Here is a 17,467-nt window from a genome sequence, read left to right on the forward strand (position 1 = left end):
GCTCCTTTCTCGCTATCCCCAGAACGACTCCCGTCCATCCACAGGGACCTCCGCGGACGGTCGCGGATTTCCGCCGCCGGGGTCCCGTTGTGCACAGGCTGTGCGCACCGCGGGACCTCCGGGCGGTGGACAGGATTAATTTTCTGACACGGCGTGTCGGGTCCGGCGGCGGGTCCGGCGCAGCCCGACCGCCGCGGCGGCCAGCCGGCCGCGCAGACCCCGGTAGGGCGGGTAGACGACCCGCAGGGTGTCGGGGGCGAGCGGTTTGTCGAGGACCGCGCGCGCGTGGGAGAACGTGGTGAACGAGAACTTCCCGTGGTACGCGCCGGTTCCGCTCTCCCCCACGCCGCCGAACGGCAGCCGGGGGCTGGTGAGGTGCAGCAGCGGGGCGTTGAAGGACAGGCCGCCGGAGGACGTCCGGCGGCGGAACAGCTCCTTGACCGTCCGCTCCTCGGTGAACACGTAGAGGGCCAGCGGCTTGTCCCGGCTGCTGATCAGCTCCACGGCGTGCTCGGCCGAGGCGACCGGCACCAGGGGCAGGACGGGCCCGAACAGCTCTTCGGCCATCAGCGGGCCGTCCGGGGCGGAGCGCACCACCGTGGGCGCGAGGTACCGCTCCCCCGGCTCGGCCGTCCCGCCGCAGACCATGTCCTCGGCCGGGACCTGGTCCAGGAGCCCGGTCAGCCGGTCGAGATGGCGGTCGGTGACGATCCGCCCGTAGGAGTCGCTGCGGCGCGGGTCCGGGCCGTAGTGCTCCTCCACCGCGCGCACGAGCTCCGGTTCCAGGGCGGCGAGCGTCTCCGGGGTGCCCAGCACGTGGTCCGGGGCCACACAGGTCTGGCCCGCGTTGAGGAACTTGCCCCACACGATCCGCCGCGCGGCGGTCCGCAGGTCGGTCGAGCCGTCCACCCAGGCCGGCGACTTCCCGCCCAGTTCGAGGGTGACCGGCGTCAGGTGCCGGGCGGCCGCAGCCATCACGACCCGCGCGACCGTCCCGTTGCCGGTGTAGAAGACGTGGTCGAAGCGGTGCTCGAGCAGCCGCGTGGTCTCCGGCACGCCTCCCTCGACCACGCTCACGCAGTCCCCGAGGTAGCGCTCGAGCAGCTCCGCCAGCACCCCGGACACGGTCGCGGAGACCTCGGAGGGTTTGACGACGACGGTGTTGCCGGCGGCCAGCGCCCCCGCCAGCGGACTCAGGACCAGCTGGACGGGATAGTTCCACGGCGCCATCACGAGCACGGTCCCGAGCGGCTGGTGCTCCACCCGGGACCGGGCCGGGGCCAGGCTCAGCGGGACGGGGATCCGCGCCGGGGTCATCCAGCGGCCGAGCTCCCGGCGGATCCCGGCGATCTCGTCGAGGCTGAAGCCGAGCTCGGTCAGCCACGCCTCCGCCGGGGGCTTGCCGAGATCGGCGGCCAGGGCCTCCTCCAGCACCGAGCGGTTCTCCCGCACGAGGTCCTCCAGCCGGTGCAGCCGGTCCAGCCGGGTGTCGAGGTCGAGGTCGGGGACGAAGGCCGCCCGGGCCCGGTGGACAGCGGCGTCGACGGCCGCGGCGATCACGGAGGGGTCGACGGCGTCGACGGCGGCTGTGGACGTCCTGGCGGCGGCAGTGGTGGCGTCGGCGTCGGCGGCGTCGGCGCCCGGCTCGTGGTCCGCGGGGTCGCCCGCAGGAGGCAGCGGCGGGCCGGGGGCGCGGAAGGTGTTCGGAGTCCTGGTCATGGCTCCAGAGTAGGGGCGGGCTCGGACGCCGCAGCACGCGCGCGTCCGGGCCGTCCGCCGGTGCGGCTCAGAGCAGACCGTGCTCCGCGAGCCGGCGCGAGATCGAGGCGCCGTCGTTGCCCTCGATCCACAGGGTGCCCTCGGGGACGGTCACCCGCCGCTCCTCGTTGACCAGGGGCGTGCCGGCCAGCACGGCCTCCGCCGGGGACAGGTTGCGGATCACGATCGCGGCCACGTGCTCGGGGTACCTGTTGACGAAGCCGCTGTAGATCTCCGGGTCGTGCTGGCCGTCGTCCCCGATGAGGATCCAGCGGACGTGGGGGAAGTTCCGCGCCAGCCGCTCCAGGTTCTGCACCTTGTGCGCGGCCCCAGCCCGGAACCACCGGTCCGTGGTGGGGCCCCAGTCCGTGAGCAGCAGGGCCCCGGCCGGGTACGCATTGCGCGTGAGGAAGCGGCGCAGGGTCGGCGCCACGTTCCAGGCCCCCGTGGAGAGGTAGAGGAACGGCGCCTCGTGGTGGCGGTGGAGCAGCCGGTCCATCATGACCGCCATGCCGGGCGTGGGGGTGCGCGCGTGCTCGTTGAGCACGAACGAGTTCCAGGCGGCCAGGAGGGGCCGCGGCAGGGCCGTGACCATGACGGTGTCGTCGACGTCGGAGACCACGCCGATCCGCTGCTCGTCCGCGACGATGAACACGCGGGACTCGACCGTCTCGGAGCCCTCCGTCTGCATCCACACCGTGTGCTCCCCCGGGGAGAGGGACACCTGCAGGTCGACGTCGACCACGCCGCCCTTGTCCGCCACCAGGTGGAACTCGAACTCGTCGATCCAGACGTTGACGTGCGCGAAGGCAATCGGCACCGAGGTGAACGAGCGCCAGCCCCGGATGGACTCGGCGCTCTCGTCGGTGGACTCGATGAGTCCCCGCGTCTTCAGCAGGGCCCGGCCGAGGACCCGGACGTGCTGCTCGGAGCCGTACCCCTCGAAGGCCACCATCACGGGGACGTCCCCCCGGGCCTCGGCCCGGCGCTGCCGGAACCGGTGGAGCCGCTGCTCGAGCCGGTAGCCCACGTTGATGGCTTCCTCGGTGACCTGGTCGACGGTCTGCATGAGCTCCGAGTTGCTGGATTTCTTGGCCATGCGCCCAGTGTTCCACAGGGCGGACCCTGGGCGCGGCGGCGCCCGCCGGGGTCGGGCGGACCGGTCGTTCGGTCCGTTCCACCCCGGCGGGCGCTCGGGTCGGGCCGGTCAGTTCTTGATGTAGCCGTTGGGGTTGAGCACGTACTTGGTGGCGGCCCCGGCGTCGAACTCGGCGTAGCCCTGCGGCGCCTCCTCCAGCGGGATCGCCTTGGCGTTGACGGCCTTGGCGATCTGGATCTTGTCGTGCAGGATCGCCATCATCAGCTGCCGGTTGTACTTCATCACCGGGCACTGGCCCGTGGTGAAGGCCAGGGACTTCGCCCATCCGGTGCCGAGGCTGATCGACAGGGAGCCCTTCTTGGCCGCGTCGTCGACGGCCCCGGGGTCCCCGGTGACGTACAGGCCGGGGATGCCCAGCGCCCCGCCGGCGGCGGTGATGTCCATGAGCGAGTTGAGCACGGTGGCCGGGGCCTCGTGGGAGGAGTCCTTCCCGTGGCCGCGCGCCTCGAAGCCGACGGCGTCCACGCCGCAGTCGACCTCCGGGACGCCGAGGATCTGCTCGATCTGCTCGGCGGGCGAGCCCTTGGAGACGTCCACGGTCTCGCAGCCGAAGCTGCGCGCCTGGGCCAGGCGCTGCTCGTTCATGTCCCCCACGATGACCACCGCGGCCCCCAGCAGGTGCGCCGAGGCCGCCGCGGCCAGTCCCACCGGCCCGGCGCCGGCGATGTAGACGGTGGAGCCCACGCCCACCCCGGCCGTGACCACGCCGTGGTAGCCGGTGGGCAGGATGTCGGAGAGCATGGTGAGGTCCATGATCTTCTCCAGGGCCTGGTCCCGGTCCGGGAACTTCAGCAGGTTCCAGTCGGCGTAGGGCACCAGCACGTACTCGGCCTGCCCGCCGACCCAGCCGCCCATGTCCACGTAGCCGTAGGCGGATCCCGGCCGGTCCGGGTTCACGTTGAGGCAGATGCCGGTCTTGCGCTCCTTGCAGTTGCGGCACCGCCCGCAGGAGATGTTGAAGGGGACGGAGACGATGTCCCCGACCTTGATGAACTCGACGTCCGGGCCGCACTCGACGACCTCACCCGTGATCTCGTGCCCGAGGACCAGGTCCGTCGGGGCGGTGGTGCGCCCGCGCACCATGTGCTGGTCCGAGCCGCAGATGTTCGTGCTCACGGTCCGGAGGATGACCCCGTGCGGGACCTTCCGGCCGATGTTGGCCTCGTTGATCCCGGGCGCGTCCTTGAGCTCGAACTCGGGATACGGGGTGTCGATGACCTCGACCTTGCCAGGACCCTTGTAGGCGACCGCTCTGTTGCCTGCCATCTTGACCTCTTCCGTGGTGGATGTCCGTCACGGACCTCCACGGTGGACCGCCACCGTGGACGCCCTCGTCGCCGACGGAACTCGTCACGCTGTGACCCTGTCCTCGCTGTGACCCTGTCCTCGCTGTGACCCTGGTCACGGAGAGCGGCCGCCGGTGGTGCTGACGCTAACAGGACGCGTCAACGAGCGGAAGGGATGGTGGCTGGGAATACGCGGCTGGGAGGGGTCGGCCGGGAAGGGTCGGCCGGGATGGCGCGGCCCGGCCGACTCGACCAGGAGAACTGGGCCAGGAGGAGAAAACGCAGAAGAGCCCGTTCCGCGTGGTGCGGAACGGGCTCTTCCGTTCGGGTGGAGCTGAGGGGACTCGAACCCCTGACCCTTTGCATGCCATGCAAATGCGCTACCAGCTGCGCCACAGCCCCAGGTCGTTGCCTCGAGAGACACTATCACAACCTCGGAGGTGTCCTTGTGGGTCACCCGCTTCCGGTTGATCCAGCACCTCGCTGGGCAACGCATTCATAGTAGACAGCCGATCAGGCTCCAGGCAAATCGTCGGTGGCGGCCTCCGGCGCGGCCCGGTCCGTGACCGTCCCGAGGTCGACCACGGGGCTGTCCCGCCACAGCCGCTCGAGGGCGTAGAAGGCCCGGTCCTCGTCGTGCTGGACGTGGATCACCACGTCGCCGTAGTCCAGGAGCACCCAGCGCCCCTCGGAGCGGCCCTCGCGGCGGATCGGGCGCAGCTGGAGCTGTTCCACCAGCTTCTCCTCGATCTCGTCGACCACGGCGTTGACGAGGCGCTCGTTGGAGGCGGAGGCGACGAGGAACGCGTCGGTGATGCCGAGCGCCTCGCTGACGTCGAGGGCCACGATGTCGTGGGCCTGCTTGGCGTCGGCCGCGGCGGCCGCGACGCGGAGGATGGAGAGGGAGAGATCGTTGACAGTCAAGAAGGATCCTTTCCCGGCGAACCGGAGGTCCCGTCCCGCAGGGACGGATGGAGTGGACGAGTGGTGCAGGAACGAGTGGTGCAGGAACGAGTGGTGCAAGGACGAACGGTGCCGCTGCGGGGGCTGCGGATCGGCGGGTGGGGCGCTCAGAGCACGAACAGCACGAGCACGACGGCGAGGGCCGCGAGCACCGCGAGCAGCAGGACCCACCGGGCGGCGCCCGAGCGGCGCCGGTACTCCCGCGGCTCCAGCAGCTCGAGCCCCTGAGCGGTGCCCGCCGGAACGGGAGGGGCCGGCGGCTCCTCCTCGGTCTCCGGTCCGGCGCCCGCGGGGACCGCTGACGGGTCCGACGTCCCGGCGGCGGCTCCGGGTGGGTCGTCGGCCTCCCCCGGGGTGTCGGCGTCCGCGACCGGGGGCGGCGCGGCAGCCGCCCCGCTCCCGGCGGCCTCCCCCGCCCCGTGGTCCGGGACGGGGGCGGCCGTGTGGGAGCCGAGGTGCTCGGCACGCCCGGACGGGACGATCTCGATGTGCGTGAGCGCCGCCAGGTCCTCCGGGGCGAGACGGTTGCTGAACAGGGCCGGATCGACGTGGACCGGGTCGTGGGACACGTGCCCGTCCGGGCCGCCGGCCCCGCTGCCCCCGGGGAACACGACCGTGATCTGCTCGAGCCGCTCCTGCGGCGGTTCCGCGGCGGGCGGTCCAGCAGGTGGCGGTGCGGGCGGTGATGGTGCGGGCGCCGGTGCGACCGGTTCACGCATTGCCGCGCCCGAATCGGCCTGGCCGGCCTCCGCCTGGGCCGCGAGCTCCGCGAACCGGCGCTGCTTCTCGAGCAGCTCGGGGTCCGCCGCGCCGCCGCCGGAGGCCTCGACCTCCCGGGCGCGCTCGGCCAGCTCACGCTGCAGGCGGGCCAGACGCCGCGGGCCGAGAGGCTTCACGGGCCGGACCGGCACCGCGTCCGCACCGAGATCGATGACCGGAGCCGGTCCGGGGAGTCCCCACGGGGCTCCGGCTCCGGGGTCGGCCGCTCGGGGCTCGGCACCGGAGGCAGGGTCCATGGAGGCGGTCGGCTGTCCCTCGGCCGGGTCGGCCTCCTGCACCGGGGTGTGCCGCGGGTCGTCGTCCCCGCGCTCCACACCCGGTGCCGGGTCCGTGGGCTCCGGGGCCGGGCCCGAGGTCGCCGGGCCCGAGGGTGCCGGGGTGCCGGACCCCGCGTCGGCAGGTGCCGGGCCGGCCTGCCCCGCCTTGGCAGGTGCTGGGGCGCTGGGCCCCGCGTCGGCAGGTGCCGGGGCGGCCTGCACCGCGTCGGCAGGTGCTGGGGCGCTGGGCCCCGCGTCGGCAGGTGCCGGGGCGGCCTGCACCGCGTCGGCAGGTGCCCGGGACGTCTCGTCCGGGCGGCCCGTCGGCCCCGCAGCGCCCCGCAGGTCGTCCTCCCCCGCCATCAGGGCGCCCTCGTCGAGGCGCCGCGGACGCCGACATGGTCCGTCTCCGCGCCGTCCCCGGGCCCGCGGTAGAGGCCGTACTTGTGGATGTACTGCACCACGCCGTCCGGCACGAGGTACCAGACGGGCTTGTGCTCAGCCACGCGGGCGCGGCAGTCCGTGGAGGAGATGGCCATCGCGGGCACCTCGAGCAGGTTCACGCCGCTGGACCCGACGGGCGCGGCCAGGTCGTGCCCCGGACGGGTGACGCCGACGAAGTGGGCGAGCTGCCACAGCTCCTCCGCGCCCTTCCAGGTCAGGATCTCCGCCATGACGTCCGCGCCCGTGATGAAGAACAGGTCCGCCTCCGGGCGCTGACGCTTCAGGTCCCGCAGGGTGTCGACCGTGAAGGTGGGACCGTCGCGCTCGATGTCCACCCGGCTGACGGTGAACCGCGGGTTGGAGGCCGTGGCGATCACCGTCATGAGGTAGCGGTGCTCGGCCGGGCTCACCGCCCCGGCCGCCTTCTGCCAGGGGTGCCCGGTGGGCACGAACACGACCTCGTCGAGGTCGAACTCGCCCGCCACCTCGGACGCGGCCACGAGGTGGCCGTGGTGGATCGGGTCGAAGGTCCCGCCCATCACGCCGAGCCTGGTGCGGCCCGGCCTCCGTGGCGGGACGTCCGTGCCCGCCAGGGGCAGGTCGCGGGCCCGGGCGGCGGTGTCCTGCGAAGCGGTCGTCACGACGGTGGGGTTCCCCGGCTCAGCCGTGGCGCTTGGCGGCGTACTCGTCGAGCATGGCGCGCTCGTCCGCGGGGAGGTCGGCGGGGTCCTCGTGCTGGCCGGCCTCCGGGCTGAGGCCCCGGTTCGCGTAGGACAGCGTCACGACCAGGAGACCGATGAGCACGGCGAAGATGGAGGCTCCCCAGACCCACGCGGGGATTCCGGGCTCGGCTGCGGCGTGCCCGCCCTCGGCAGCGGCGAGGACGGTGATGACGGTCTGCTGGAACATGGGGATCCCTTCTGGCGCCGACGGGGCGGCGGGGGTGGTCGGTGGGCGGCCCGTGCCGCCGGCGGGCCCGGGCGGTTCTCATCGTACTGAATCCGCGGCGGGCCCGCCGCGCGCGGCGCTCAGGCGCGCACGTGCCCGTCGCCCTGGACGATCCACTTCGTGGTGGTCAGCTCCTCCAGGCCCATGGGCCCCCGGGCGTGCATCTTCTGGGTGGAGATGCCGATCTCGGCGCCCAGGCCGAGCTGGCCGCCGTCGGTGAACCGGGTGGAGGCGTTCACCATGACCGCGGCGGCGTCGATCTCGGCGACGAACCGCTCGGCGGACGCGAGGTCGTTGGTCACGATCGCCTCCGTGTGCCGGGTGGACCACCGGTCGATGTGCTGGAGGGCCTCGTCCAGGGTGTCGACCACCCGCACGGCGAGGTCCATGGACAGGTACTCGGTGCCCCAGTCCTCGTCGGTGGCGCGCAGGTGGTGGCTGCCCGCGGGGAGCATGGCCTCGGCCCGCTCGTCGACGTGCAGCGTGACGCCGGCCCGGTCCAGGGCGGCGAGCACCGCGGCGCCGTGCTCGAACCCGCTGTGCAGCAGGAGGGTCTCCGTGGTGTTGCAGGTGCTCGTGCGGTGGGTCTTGGAGTTGACCACCACGTCCACGGCCATGTCCTTCGACGCCGAGTGGTCAACGAAGAGGTGGACGTTGCCCTCACCGGTCTCGATGACGGGGACCTTGGCGTTCTGCACCACGGACTGGATCAGCCCGTGCCCGCCGCGCGGGATCAGGACGTCGACCTTCCCGCGGGCCGCCATGAGCGCGTTCGCGCCCTCGCGGCCGTACTCGTCGACGCTCTGGACGCAGTCCACGGGCAGCTTCACGTCGGCGAGGGAGTCCCGGATGATGCCCACCAGGGCCCGGTTGCTCTCCTCCGCGGCCGAGCCGCCGCGCAGCAGGACGGCGTTGCCGGACTTCAGGGCGATGCCGGCGATGTCCACGGTGACGTTGGGACGGGCCTCATAGATGGCCCCGACCACGCCCATCGGCACGCGCACCTGGCGCATCCGCAGGCCGTTCGGCAGCGTGGAGCCGCGGACGAACCCGCCCACGGGGTCGGGCAGGGCGGCCAGCTCGCGCAGGCTGTCGGCCAGGCCGGTGATCCGGGCGGCGTCCAGCTTGAGCCGGTCCAAGAGGGCCGTGGAGGTCCCGTTCACGCGGCCGCGCTCCAGGTCCTTGGCGTTGGCGGCGAGCACCACGTCCTGCTTGCGCTCGATGCGGTCGGCGATCGCGAGCAGCGCCCGGTCCTTCCAGGCCCGGTTGGCGCGGCCGAGGACGCGGGCGGAGTCCCGGGCGTCGTCGGCCATCGCGGCGACGCCGGCGACGGGGTCCTCACCGAAGGTGGCGATGACGCCGGTGTCGGACACGACCGCCTTGTCGGTCGTGCGGGTGGCTTCGTCGGTGGTCACGGAATCGTGTGCGGCGGAAGTCATTTCTTCAGTTTAGTCCGTGCGCCGCGGGCGCGCAGGACCACCAGGTTGTCGACGTGCACGAGCTCCCGGCTGTAGTCGTCCCCGAGCTCGTCCGCCAGCACGGAGGTGGACTTGCCGAGCATGGGCGGGATCTCGTCCGAGGAGTAGTTGCTCAGCCCGTGCGCGACCTCCTTGCCCTCCGGGTCCCGCAGGGAGACGGGCTCGCCCGCCTCGAAGGTGCCGGACACCCCGGTCACCCCGGCGGCCAGCAGGGAGTTGCGGTCCCGGATCGCGGCCACGGCGCCCTTGTCCAGGGTCAGGGAGCCCTTGATGTCCGCGAGGTGGGCCAGCCACAGCAGGCGCACGTTGCGCCGTCCGCCGGAGGTCGCGAACCAGGTGCCGACGTCCTCGCCGTCCAGGGCGCGGGTGATGTTCTGCGCCGAGGTGACGAGCGCGGGGATGCCCGAGGCCGCCGCGATGCGGGCGGCCTGGACCTTGGTGACCATGCCCCCGGAGCCCACGCCCGCCGCGCCGACGGAACCGATCTGCACGCCCTCGAGGTCCTTGATGGGGTCGTTGACCACGGGGATCCGCTCCCCGCCCTTGCGGGGGTCCATGGTGTAGAGGGCGTCCACGTCGGAGAGCAGCAGCAGCACGTCCGCCTTGATGAGGTGGGCGATCAGCGCGGCGATCCGGTCGTTGTCGCCGAACTTGATCTCCTGGCTGGAGACGGCGTCGTTCTCGTTGACGATCGGGAGCACGCCGAAGTCCAGGAGCCGCTCGATCTGGCGGTGCGTGTTCTTGTAGTGGCTGCGCCGCATCAGGTCCTCCGCGGTGACCAGGACCTGGCCCACGGTCACGCCGTAGCGGGCGAAGGACTCGATGTAGCGGCCCATCAGCAGGCCCTGGCCCACCGCGGCGGCCGCCTGCTTGCCGGCGAGGTTCTTGGGCCGCCGCGACAGGCCCAGGGGCGCCAGGCCGGCGGTGATGGCGCCCGAGGACACGAACACGAGCTCGATGCCGCGGGCCTTCGTCTCGCCGAGGGCGTCCACGATCATCCGCACGGCCTGCTCGTCGATCGAGCTCTCGATGGACGTCAGCGAGGACGAGCCGACCTTGACCACCACGCGGTGGGCGCGCGGGATGTCCTCGCGGCGCTCGATGGGGCTGCGCCGGTTCTTGCCGCGGTTCTCGCTGCTCAGCTGGACCGCGGACTTCTCCGCGACCTCCTCGAGCTGCTCGACGTCGATCTCATTCGTCTGCTCGTTCATCCTGGGCGTCTCCCTCGTCCGGTGGGCGTCGTCGGTGTGTCGGGTCAGTCGTTCGTCGGGTCGGTCGGTGTGTCAGGTCGGTCCGACGTCGGCCCTGTCGTTCGTCGGGTCGGTCGGTGTGTCGGGTCGGCCTGTGTGTCGGGCTGGTCGTTGGTCGGGCTGTTCGGCGTGTCGGCGGATCGGTGGGTCGGGCCGGTCTGGCGTCGTGCGGGGTCCGTGCTCTGCGGGCGGTGGCCGCGTCCGCCGCCCGGGTGCGCCGGCGGCCGGGGTCAGTCTCCGGCGCCCTGCGGGTCCGCGCCGCGCCGGGCGTCGACCGACTCGGTCCACACCCCGGCGGTGCGCTCGGCCTCGAGCTCGGCGCGGGCCGCGGCCTTCGCGTCCTTGCGGTCCTGGTACTGCTGGCGCTTCTGCTCGCGGGTGGGGCGGTCGATGTCCGCGAAGCGCAGGTCCGTGCCGCGCGGCCCGGCGAGCAGCTCGGCACCGCCGACCATCGTGGGCTCCCAGTCGAAGACCACGCCGTCGTCCTCGGGTCCGATCAGCACGGCGTCGCCGGGGCGGGCGCCCTGCTTGAAGAGCTCGGACTCCACCCCGAGCTTCGCGAGCCGGTCGGCGAGGTAGCCGACGGCCTCCTCGTTGTTGAAGTCCGTCTGCAGGATCCAGCGGTCCGGCTTGTCCCCGCGCACGTGCCACAGCGGCTCGAGGTTGCGCTCCTCCCGGCGGATGGTGAACTCCGGTCCGCGCACCCCCTTGGGTCGCAGCACGACCCGCGGCGCCTCCGCCGGGGCGGGGCGCTCCTCGCGCGCCTGCTGCACGACCTCGCCCATGGCGAAGGTCAGCGACCGCAGCCCCTCGTGGGAGGCGGTCGAGATCTCGAACACGCGGTAGCCGCGGGACTCGAGCTCGGGCCGGACGAACTCGGCGAGCTCCCGGGCCTCGGGGACGTCGATCTTGTTGAGCACCACGAGGCGGGGCCGGTCGTTGAGGGGCACGGCCTGGCCGCCGTCGAGGTCGCCGTCCACGGCATAGCCGGCGAGCTCCGCCTCGATCGTCTCGAGGTCGGAGACCGGGTCGCGCCCGGGCTCGAGGGTCGCGCAGTCGAGGACGTGGACGAGCGCGGCGCAGCGCTCCACGTGGCGGAGGAACTCCAGGCCCAGGCCCTTGCCCTCGGAGGCGCCCGGGATCAGCCCGGGCACGTCGGCCACCGTGTAGCGCACGTCGCCGGCCTGGACCACGCCGAGGTTCGGGACGAGCGTGGTGAAGGGGTAGTCAGCGATCTTGGGCCGGGCGGCGCTGATGGCGGCCACGAGGCTGGACTTGCCGGCCGAGGGATAGCCCACCAGCGCGATGTCGGCGATGGACTTCAGCTCCAGCACCACGTCCCGGGAGGAGCCGGGGGTGCCCAGGAGCGCGAAGCCCGGGGCCTTGCGCTTGACCGAGGCCAGCGCGGCGTTGCCCAGCCCGCCCTGGCCGCCGGGGGCGGCCACGAACTCGGAGCCCTGTCCCACCAGGTCCGCCAGGACGTTGCCGTCCTGGTCCTTCACCACGGTGCCGTCCGGGACGGACAGGACGAGGTCCTCGCCCTTGTGCCCGTGCCGGAGGTCCCCCTTGCCGGGGCCCCCGTTGGGCGCCGACTGGTGGGGGGCGTGGTGGTAGTTCAGCAGAGTGGTCGTCTGGCCGTCCACGCGCAGGACCACGCTGCCGCCGTCTCCCCCGTTGCCCCCGTCCGGTCCGCCGAGCGGCTTGAACTTCTCACGGCGGATGGACACGCAGCCGTGCCCCCCGGAGCCGCCGGAGACGTGCAGGACGACGCGGTCGACGAAACTGGCCACGGGGAACTCCTCTGGTCAAGTACGGACGGGCCCGCGCACGGGCCACGTTAAGACTGTAGAGGGCGGGCGCTGGACGCACCCACCCTCTACAGAACAAACAATGGGTGGCGCGGGTCGTGACCCGCACCGGGACCGGCGGGACCGGTCCTTGCGGCTACTCCGCGGCAGCCTGGATGTTGACGACCTTGCGGCCCCGGCGGGTGCCGAACTCGACCTGACCGGCGGCCAGGGCGAACAGGGTGTCGTCGCCACCGCGGCCGACGTTGAGGCCGGGGTGGAAGTGGGTGCCGCGCTGCCGGACGAGGATCTCGCCGGCGTTGACGGTCTGGCCGCCGAAGCGCTTCACGCCGAGGTACTGCGCGTTGGAGTCGCGACCGTTGCGAGTGGAGCTCGCGCCCTTCTTGTGTGCCATGAGGTGTGCCTACCTTCGGGTCTTTACTGGCTGATGGAGTCTGGAGGGTGACCGGGCCGGTCAGGCCTCGATGCCGGTCACCTTCACGGTGGTCAGCTCGGCACGGAAGCCCTGACGCTTCTTGTAGCCGGTCTTGTTCTTGAACTTCTGGATGGAGATCTTCGGACCGCGGAGGTTCTCGACGATCTCGGCCGTGACCGTGACGCTGGCCAGGGTCTGGGCATCCGAGGTGATCTTGTCCCCGTCGACCAGCAGCAGGGCAGGGAGCTCGATGGTGCTGCCTGCGCCGCCGGCGACGCGGTCAAGGGTAACGAGGTCTCCGACGGAAACCTTTTCCTGGCGGCCGCCAGCGCGGACAATCGCGTACACCACTTGGGAACTCACTTCTCTCGACGTCATGTGTAAACAGTGTGGGTCGAGCGCATACCTGTCAGGACCAACGACGTTGAGACGAGCTGTCGGTGACCGGCCCGTGGGACTAGGCCGAGGTCAGCGCAGGTTCGCCGCAATTCAGGAACTGCACCCGCATGTGCCGCCAGGTGGGGTGTCGAGTTTGTACACGCGCGCACCAGCATGGCACCGAAGATCAAGACTACTCGATCCGGTCAATGCCCGCCAACCGGCGCTCCGCCACCGGCGCGGCGAAGAAGTCCCGCTCGAGCGCGCACGCCTCCAGGAACACCTCCCGCATCCGGTCGCGGACCTCCGCCGGAGCCCGGCGCGCCGCGTCGTCGAGCATCCGGCGGGCCGTGCGGGTGGCCTCCTGGAACTGCTCGTCCGCGTAGGTGGCCAGCCAGTCCGCGTAGGGGTGCTCGCCGGTCCCGCCCGCGGCCGCGAGCTCCCCCAGGTGGCGCCCCACGTCCGCGTAGACCCAGTAGCACGGGAGGACCGCCGCGAGCCCCACGGGGTAGGGCTCCGCGGCGGTGGCCGCGAGCAGGAAGGTGGTGTACCGCCGCGTCACCTCGCCCGGGCCCGCCGTGGTGCCGGCGTCCCCGGCGTGCTGCAGCCGGGCCCGGTGCAGCTGTGCCTCCGTCTCGGTGCAGGAGACGGCGCCGGCCGCGAAGAACAGCCGCTGCTCCTCGTCCGGGGCCTTCGCCGCCAGCAGCGCGAGCGCCCGGCTGTAGCCGTCGAGGTACTGCAGGTCCTGGTCGAGGTAGGCGAGGAACCGCTCCTGCTCGAGCCGGCCGTCGCCGAGGCTGCGGACGAACTCGAGCTCTTCGATCTCGCGCCGCACGGGGGCGGAGACCTCCCAGAGCTCGTCGCTGAACCGGTCCGGCGCCGTGCCCCAGCTCTCCAGCGCGTCCTGGACGTGGTGGAAGTGGTGGACGGGGCCGCTGCCGTGCCCCACGGAGAGCTCGTCCGAGGCCTCGAGCGCTCCGCGCAGCCAGTCCCGGGCGATGCGCAGGCTCCGGGACCAGTCCCCGTGCCGGGCCTGGAGGGTGGCCAGGGCCGAGGAGAGGGAGCACCCGGTCCCGTGCGAGTTGGCGGTGGGCACGCGGGCGCCGTCGTGGGCGGCGAGGGGTTCCGGGACGTCCGGGCCCACGAGGGCGTCGGGGGTCCGGTCCCCGGTGAGGTGGCCGCCCTTCACGAGCACCAGGGTGCCGTGGGCGCGGGCCACGCGGTGGCCCTGCGCGAGGGCCTCCTCCCACGACGACGCCGTGTCCTCCTCCGCGAGCACGGCGAGCTCCTGGAGGTTCGGGGTGATCAGGTCGGCGAGGCCCAGCATCGAGCGCAGCGCATCCTCGGCGTCGGGCTCGAGCAGGCGCCCTCCGGAGGTCGCGACCATGACGGGATCCAGCACGACCACCGGTGGCCGGTGGGACGCGAGCCAGCGGGTGACGGCCTCGATCACCGGCACGGAGCCCAGCATCCCGATCTTGACGGCGTCGATCTCCACGTCCTCGGAGACCGCCTCGAGCTGGGCGGTGAGGAACTCGACCGGCGGGACGTGGATGGAGCGCACGCCCACGGTGTTCTGCACGACGACGGCCGTGACGGCGCTCATCCCGTAGCCGCCCATCGCGGCGATCGCCTTGAGGTCGGCGTGCTGGCCGGCCCCGCCCGTGGGATCGGTGCCGGCGACGGCCAGGACGCGGGGCACGCGGGCGGTCACGGGGCCACCTCCCGGGCGTGCTCGACGGCGAAGGCGCGCGCGTAGCGGGCCGCCGCGGCCGCGGGGTCGGGAGCGGCGCAGATCCCGGAGACCACGGCCAGTCCGGCCGCGCCGGCCGCGCGCAGGGCGGCGGCGTCCTCGACCCGCACCCCGCCGATGGCCAGGCAGGGCAGGGCGGTGCGGGTCGCGGCGCGGGCGAACCCGTCGACGCCCAGCGGCTCGGGGTGGTCGGGCTTCGTGCGGGTGGCCCGCACCGCTCCGACGCCCAGGTAGTCGACCGTGCCGGCGGGCAGGGCCGAGGCGTCGTCGAGCTCCTGCGCCGTGGCGGCGCTGAGGCCCAGCACGGCCTCGGGGCCGCAGATCCGCCGGGCGAGCACCACGGGCAGGTCGGACTGGCCGACGTGCACCCCGGCCACGGGAGCCCCGGCCGACCGGGCGGCGAGGTAGACGTCCGCCCGGTCGTCCACGAGCACCGGCACCTGCCGGCCCACGCGCTCGGCGACGGCCGTCAGGAGCGCCACCAGCTCCCGGGCCGGCGCGTCCTTTTCGCGGACCTGGACCATCGTGGCGCCCCCGCGCACCGCGGCCGCCACGACGTCCGGGACGGTCCGGGGCGCGCTCAGCGCGGCGTCCGTGACCAGGTGCAGGGTCAGGGCCGCGGGATCGAGGCGCCGGCTCATCGGGCACCCCCGTCCCGCACGAGCTCCGCCCGGGCGGCGATCTGCTCCGGCGTGATGCTGTGCATCCGGTCCAACAGCGCCACGGCGAAGGACCCCGGCCCGGCGGAGCCGGCGGCCGCGTCCTCGGCCGCGAGGGTGTAGACCGTGGTGGCGGCCACCGCCGCCGCGGCCGGGTCCGCGCGCACGGCGCTGAAGGCCGCCATGAGGGCGCCCAGGGCGCAGCCGCCGCCGGTGATGCGGGTCAGCAGGTCCGTGCCGTGCGGGACCCGCACCACGGCGCCGTCCGGCGAGCGCACGAGGTCCACGGGCCCGGACACGGCCACGGCGGAACCGGCCTGCTCGGACAGTGCCGCGGCGGCGTCGCGGGCGGCGTCGACGCCGTGGATCGCGTCCGTTCCGCGGCCGCCGGTGCCGCCGGCCAGGGCGATGACCTCGGAGGCGTTGCCGCGCACGATCGCCGGCCGGAACCCCAGGAGGTCGCGGGCCAGCGCGGTGCGCACGGGCAGGGCACCCACCGCCACGGGGTCCAGCACCCATGCCCGGCCCGCGCGGTGCCGGGCCCCGGCCGCCTCGTAGGCGGCGCCGCGCTGCTCGGCGGTGGGCGTGCCGGTGTTGATCAGCAGGCCGTCGGCGAGCTCCGCGAAGACCCCGCCCTCGCCCTGGATGTCGGTCATCGCCGGCGACGCGCCCACGGCGAGCAGCACGTTGGCGGTGACGTTGGTGACCACGGAGTTGGTGATGCACTGCACGAGCGGCGCCGCGGACCGCAGGTCCTCCAGCGCCGCGGCGGCGTCCTCGGCGAGCGCGGGATCGGCCGACTCCGGCCGGTCGGTTCCCGGGGGGCGGACGGACGGGGGTACGGCATCGCGCATCTGCGACATCCCTTCGCTAGTACTGGCTAGATCAGGTTCGACGGGTGTGTTCTCAGCCGCTCGCGCGGCACCCCGTGTCAGGTGTCCTGCCAGTCTAGGTCGTCCCGGGAGCCGGGAGGCGCACGGGGAGACCGGCCGCGAGCCCGGTGCCCCGGATTCGGGCCCGGTGCTCCGGGATCGGGTCCAGGATCCGGGGTCGGGTCCGGTGCCCCGGATTCGGGCCCGGTGCTCCGGGATCGGGTCCAGGATCCGGGGTCGGGTCCGGTGCCCCGGATTCGGGCCCGGTGCTCCGGGATCGGGTCCAGGATCCGGGGTCGGGTCCGGTGCCCCGGATTCGGGCCCGGTGCTCCGGGTTGGGGCCCTGCGTCCCGGGGTCGCACCCGCCGTGGACGGCCGCCTCAGAAGAGACCGTTGTCGTGCGGCATGTGCTCCGGCACGGGCTGGACGACCCCCCAGTGCTCGAGGATCCGTCCGTCCGCCACCCGCCACAGGTCGTAGCAGGCGGCCGGCACCGGCCCGGGGCGCCCAGCGTCCCCGGGGAACTCGAGCAGGGCCTCGGTCACGGTCAGGACGACGTCGCCCTCCCCCAGCACCCGGTGCAGCGTGTGCCGGGCGAGGCCGGCGTCCGGGCCGGGGCCGTGCTCGACGTAGCGCGCGTCACGGGCCAGCTCCTCGAGCGCGTCCCGGTCCGCGCCGATGAGCCGTTCGTGCACCCACTCGGTCAGCAGCGCCTTGTTCGCGCCGGTGTGCTCGTGGTCGGTGGGCTCCGTGGGGCCGTCGATCCGGTGCTTGCCCTCGGTGCCGGCGGGCAGCGGTGCGAGGGCGTCCCAGTGCTCGGCGATCCGGCCGTCGGCCACCCGGAAGACGTCCACGGCCACCACCGGGTCCGGCCCGAAGCCGTGGTACACGCAGTGGACCGCGACCATGTCCCCGTCCTCGAGAACCCTGAGGAGGTCGATGCGGAAGTCCTCCGGCAGCTGGCGGACGGCCGCGCGCAGGCCCTCCGGCCCGTCGGCACCCAGCGCCGAGTGCTGCCGGTACTCCGGCGCCCAGTGCCGGTCGACGGCCGAGACGTCCCGGTCGCCGAAGAGCTCGCTGCCGGCGGTGAGTACGATCTGCTTGCTGCTCATGGCCGTCCCCTCGGCGCTGCGGGCCGGGGCACCGCCGGATCGGCCCGGCCGACGGCCCGCGAGTCGTGCGACCAGGCTACTCCCGCGGGCCCCTGCCCGACAGGACGGCGGCCCCTGTGACGACGAAGGACCCCGGCCGTCCCGGCC

General features: G+C 73.4%; 16 protein-coding genes, 1 tRNA gene and 1 riboswitch. All 17 genes read right to left on the bottom strand.

The features are described 5' to 3' along the window. Positions 1 to 135: 135 nt before the first annotated feature. Complete coding sequence (locus QYM41_RS10820) at positions 136 to 1,719, bottom strand: aldehyde dehydrogenase family protein (protein WP_368799746.1); 1,584 nt, start codon at positions 1,717 to 1,719, stop codon at positions 136 to 138. A gap of 67 nt (positions 1,720 to 1,786) precedes the next feature. Further along, a complete protein-coding gene (locus QYM41_RS10825) occupies positions 1,787 to 2,857 on the bottom strand; it encodes an App1 family protein phosphatidate phosphatase (protein WP_368799747.1) in 1,071 nt (356 codons plus the stop codon). A gap of 108 nt (positions 2,858 to 2,965) precedes the next feature. Beyond that, the gene (gene fdhA / locus QYM41_RS10830; RefSeq protein ID WP_368799748.1) at positions 2,966 to 4,183 is read right to left on the bottom strand and encodes a formaldehyde dehydrogenase, glutathione-independent; all 1,218 of its coding nucleotides are present in this window, start codon (positions 4,181 to 4,183) and stop codon (positions 2,966 to 2,968) included. A 349-nt stretch (positions 4,184 to 4,532) separates the two neighbouring features. Then, positions 4,533 to 4,605, bottom strand: a tRNA-Ala gene (locus QYM41_RS10835). A 111-nt stretch (positions 4,606 to 4,716) separates the two neighbouring features. Further along, a complete protein-coding gene (rsfS, locus tag QYM41_RS10840; RefSeq protein WP_368799749.1) occupies positions 4,717 to 5,127 on the bottom strand; it encodes a ribosome silencing factor in 411 nt (136 codons plus the stop codon). A 146-nt stretch (positions 5,128 to 5,273) separates the two neighbouring features. Continuing rightward, a complete protein-coding gene (locus tag QYM41_RS10845) occupies positions 5,274 to 6,062 on the bottom strand; it encodes a hypothetical protein (RefSeq protein ID WP_368799750.1) in 789 nt (262 codons plus the stop codon). A gap of 503 nt (positions 6,063 to 6,565) precedes the next feature. Then, entirely contained in the window at positions 6,566 to 7,186 is a 621-nt protein-coding gene (gene nadD, locus QYM41_RS10850; RefSeq protein WP_438612589.1) for a nicotinate-nucleotide adenylyltransferase, read from the bottom strand. A gap of 121 nt (positions 7,187 to 7,307) precedes the next feature. After that, positions 7,308 to 7,556, bottom strand: coding sequence for a hypothetical protein (locus QYM41_RS10855; protein ID WP_368799751.1), 249 nt, complete (start codon positions 7,554 to 7,556; stop codon positions 7,308 to 7,310). A 119-nt stretch (positions 7,557 to 7,675) separates the two neighbouring features. Beyond that, the gene (locus QYM41_RS10860) at positions 7,676 to 9,034 is read right to left on the bottom strand and encodes a glutamate-5-semialdehyde dehydrogenase (RefSeq protein ID WP_368799752.1); all 1,359 of its coding nucleotides are present in this window, start codon (positions 9,032 to 9,034) and stop codon (positions 7,676 to 7,678) included. Next, complete coding sequence (gene proB / locus QYM41_RS10865) at positions 9,031 to 10,284, bottom strand: glutamate 5-kinase (RefSeq protein WP_368799753.1); 1,254 nt, start codon at positions 10,282 to 10,284, stop codon at positions 9,031 to 9,033. Before proB ends, QYM41_RS10860 begins: the two co-directional genes overlap by 4 nt. Before the next feature lie 269 nt (positions 10,285 to 10,553). Beyond that, complete coding sequence (gene obgE / locus QYM41_RS10870; protein ID WP_368799754.1) at positions 10,554 to 12,113, bottom strand: GTPase ObgE; 1,560 nt, start codon at positions 12,111 to 12,113, stop codon at positions 10,554 to 10,556. A 154-nt stretch (positions 12,114 to 12,267) separates the two neighbouring features. Next, positions 12,268 to 12,525 (bottom strand): 50S ribosomal protein L27, encoded by a 258-nt coding sequence (rpmA, locus tag QYM41_RS10875; protein WP_017834601.1) that lies wholly within the window; start codon positions 12,523 to 12,525, stop codon positions 12,268 to 12,270. Between the two features lie 60 nt (positions 12,526 to 12,585). After that, on the bottom strand, positions 12,586 to 12,897 hold the full coding sequence (gene rplU / locus QYM41_RS10880; protein ID WP_368799822.1) for a 50S ribosomal protein L21: 312 nt from the start codon (positions 12,895 to 12,897) through the stop codon (positions 12,586 to 12,588). Between the two features lie 220 nt (positions 12,898 to 13,117). Further along, on the bottom strand, positions 13,118 to 14,638 hold the full coding sequence (locus tag QYM41_RS10885) for a bifunctional hydroxymethylpyrimidine kinase/phosphomethylpyrimidine kinase (protein ID WP_368799756.1): 1,521 nt from the start codon (positions 14,636 to 14,638) through the stop codon (positions 13,118 to 13,120). Beyond that, positions 14,635 to 15,318: a thiamine phosphate synthase gene (gene thiE / locus QYM41_RS10890; RefSeq protein WP_368799757.1), complete on the bottom strand. Its 684-nt coding sequence runs from the start codon at positions 15,316 to 15,318 to the stop codon at positions 14,635 to 14,637. The genes QYM41_RS10885 and thiE overlap by 4 nt, the downstream gene beginning before the upstream one ends. After that, positions 15,315 to 16,190, bottom strand: coding sequence for a hydroxyethylthiazole kinase (gene thiM, locus QYM41_RS10895; protein WP_368799758.1), 876 nt, complete (start codon positions 16,188 to 16,190; stop codon positions 15,315 to 15,317). Before thiM ends, thiE begins: the two co-directional genes overlap by 4 nt. Further along, a riboswitch (TPP riboswitch) is annotated at positions 16,182 to 16,275 on the bottom strand. (Overlaps the previous gene by 9 nt.) 313 nt (positions 16,276 to 16,588) lie before the next feature. Then, positions 16,589 to 17,320: a nuclear transport factor 2 family protein gene (locus QYM41_RS10900; protein WP_368799759.1), complete on the bottom strand. Its 732-nt coding sequence runs from the start codon at positions 17,318 to 17,320 to the stop codon at positions 16,589 to 16,591. Positions 17,321 to 17,467 lie beyond the last annotated feature (147 nt).

The sequence above is a fragment of the Kocuria oxytropis genome, from assembly GCF_040981195.1.
Lineage (GTDB): Bacteria > Actinomycetota > Actinomycetes > Actinomycetales > Micrococcaceae > Kocuria > Kocuria oxytropis.

What these genes read in the sequence shown, in the direction of transcription:
- QYM41_RS10820 (WP_368799746.1), bottom strand. Translation starts at nt 1,719, where the DNA reads ATGACCAGGACTCCGAACACCTTCCGCGCCCCCGGCCCGCCGCTGCCT.
- nadD (WP_438612589.1), bottom strand. Translation starts at nt 7,186, where the DNA reads ATGGGCGGGACCTTCGACCCGATCCACCACGGCCACCTCGTGGCCGCG.
- proB (WP_368799753.1), bottom strand. Translation starts at nt 10,284, where the DNA reads ATGAACGAGCAGACGAATGAGATCGACGTCGAGCAGCTCGAGGAGGTC.
- thiE (WP_368799757.1), bottom strand. Translation starts at nt 15,318, where the DNA reads ATGAGCCGGCGCCTCGATCCCGCGGCCCTGACCCTGCACCTGGTCACG.
- QYM41_RS10860 (WP_368799752.1), bottom strand. Translation starts at nt 9,034, where the DNA reads ATGACTTCCGCCGCACACGATTCCGTGACCACCGACGAAGCCACCCGC.
- thiM (WP_368799758.1), bottom strand. Translation starts at nt 16,190, where the DNA reads ATGCGCGATGCCGTACCCCCGTCCGTCCGCCCCCCGGGAACCGACCGG.
- QYM41_RS10855 (WP_368799751.1), bottom strand. Translation starts at nt 7,556, where the DNA reads ATGTTCCAGCAGACCGTCATCACCGTCCTCGCCGCTGCCGAGGGCGGG.
- fdhA (WP_368799748.1), bottom strand. Translation starts at nt 4,183, where the DNA reads ATGGCAGGCAACAGAGCGGTCGCCTACAAGGGTCCTGGCAAGGTCGAG.
- rpmA (WP_017834601.1), bottom strand. Translation starts at nt 12,525, where the DNA reads ATGGCACACAAGAAGGGCGCGAGCTCCACTCGCAACGGTCGCGACTCC.
- QYM41_RS10900 (WP_368799759.1), bottom strand. Translation starts at nt 17,320, where the DNA reads ATGAGCAGCAAGCAGATCGTACTCACCGCCGGCAGCGAGCTCTTCGGC.
- QYM41_RS10825 (WP_368799747.1), bottom strand. Translation starts at nt 2,857, where the DNA reads ATGGCCAAGAAATCCAGCAACTCGGAGCTCATGCAGACCGTCGACCAG.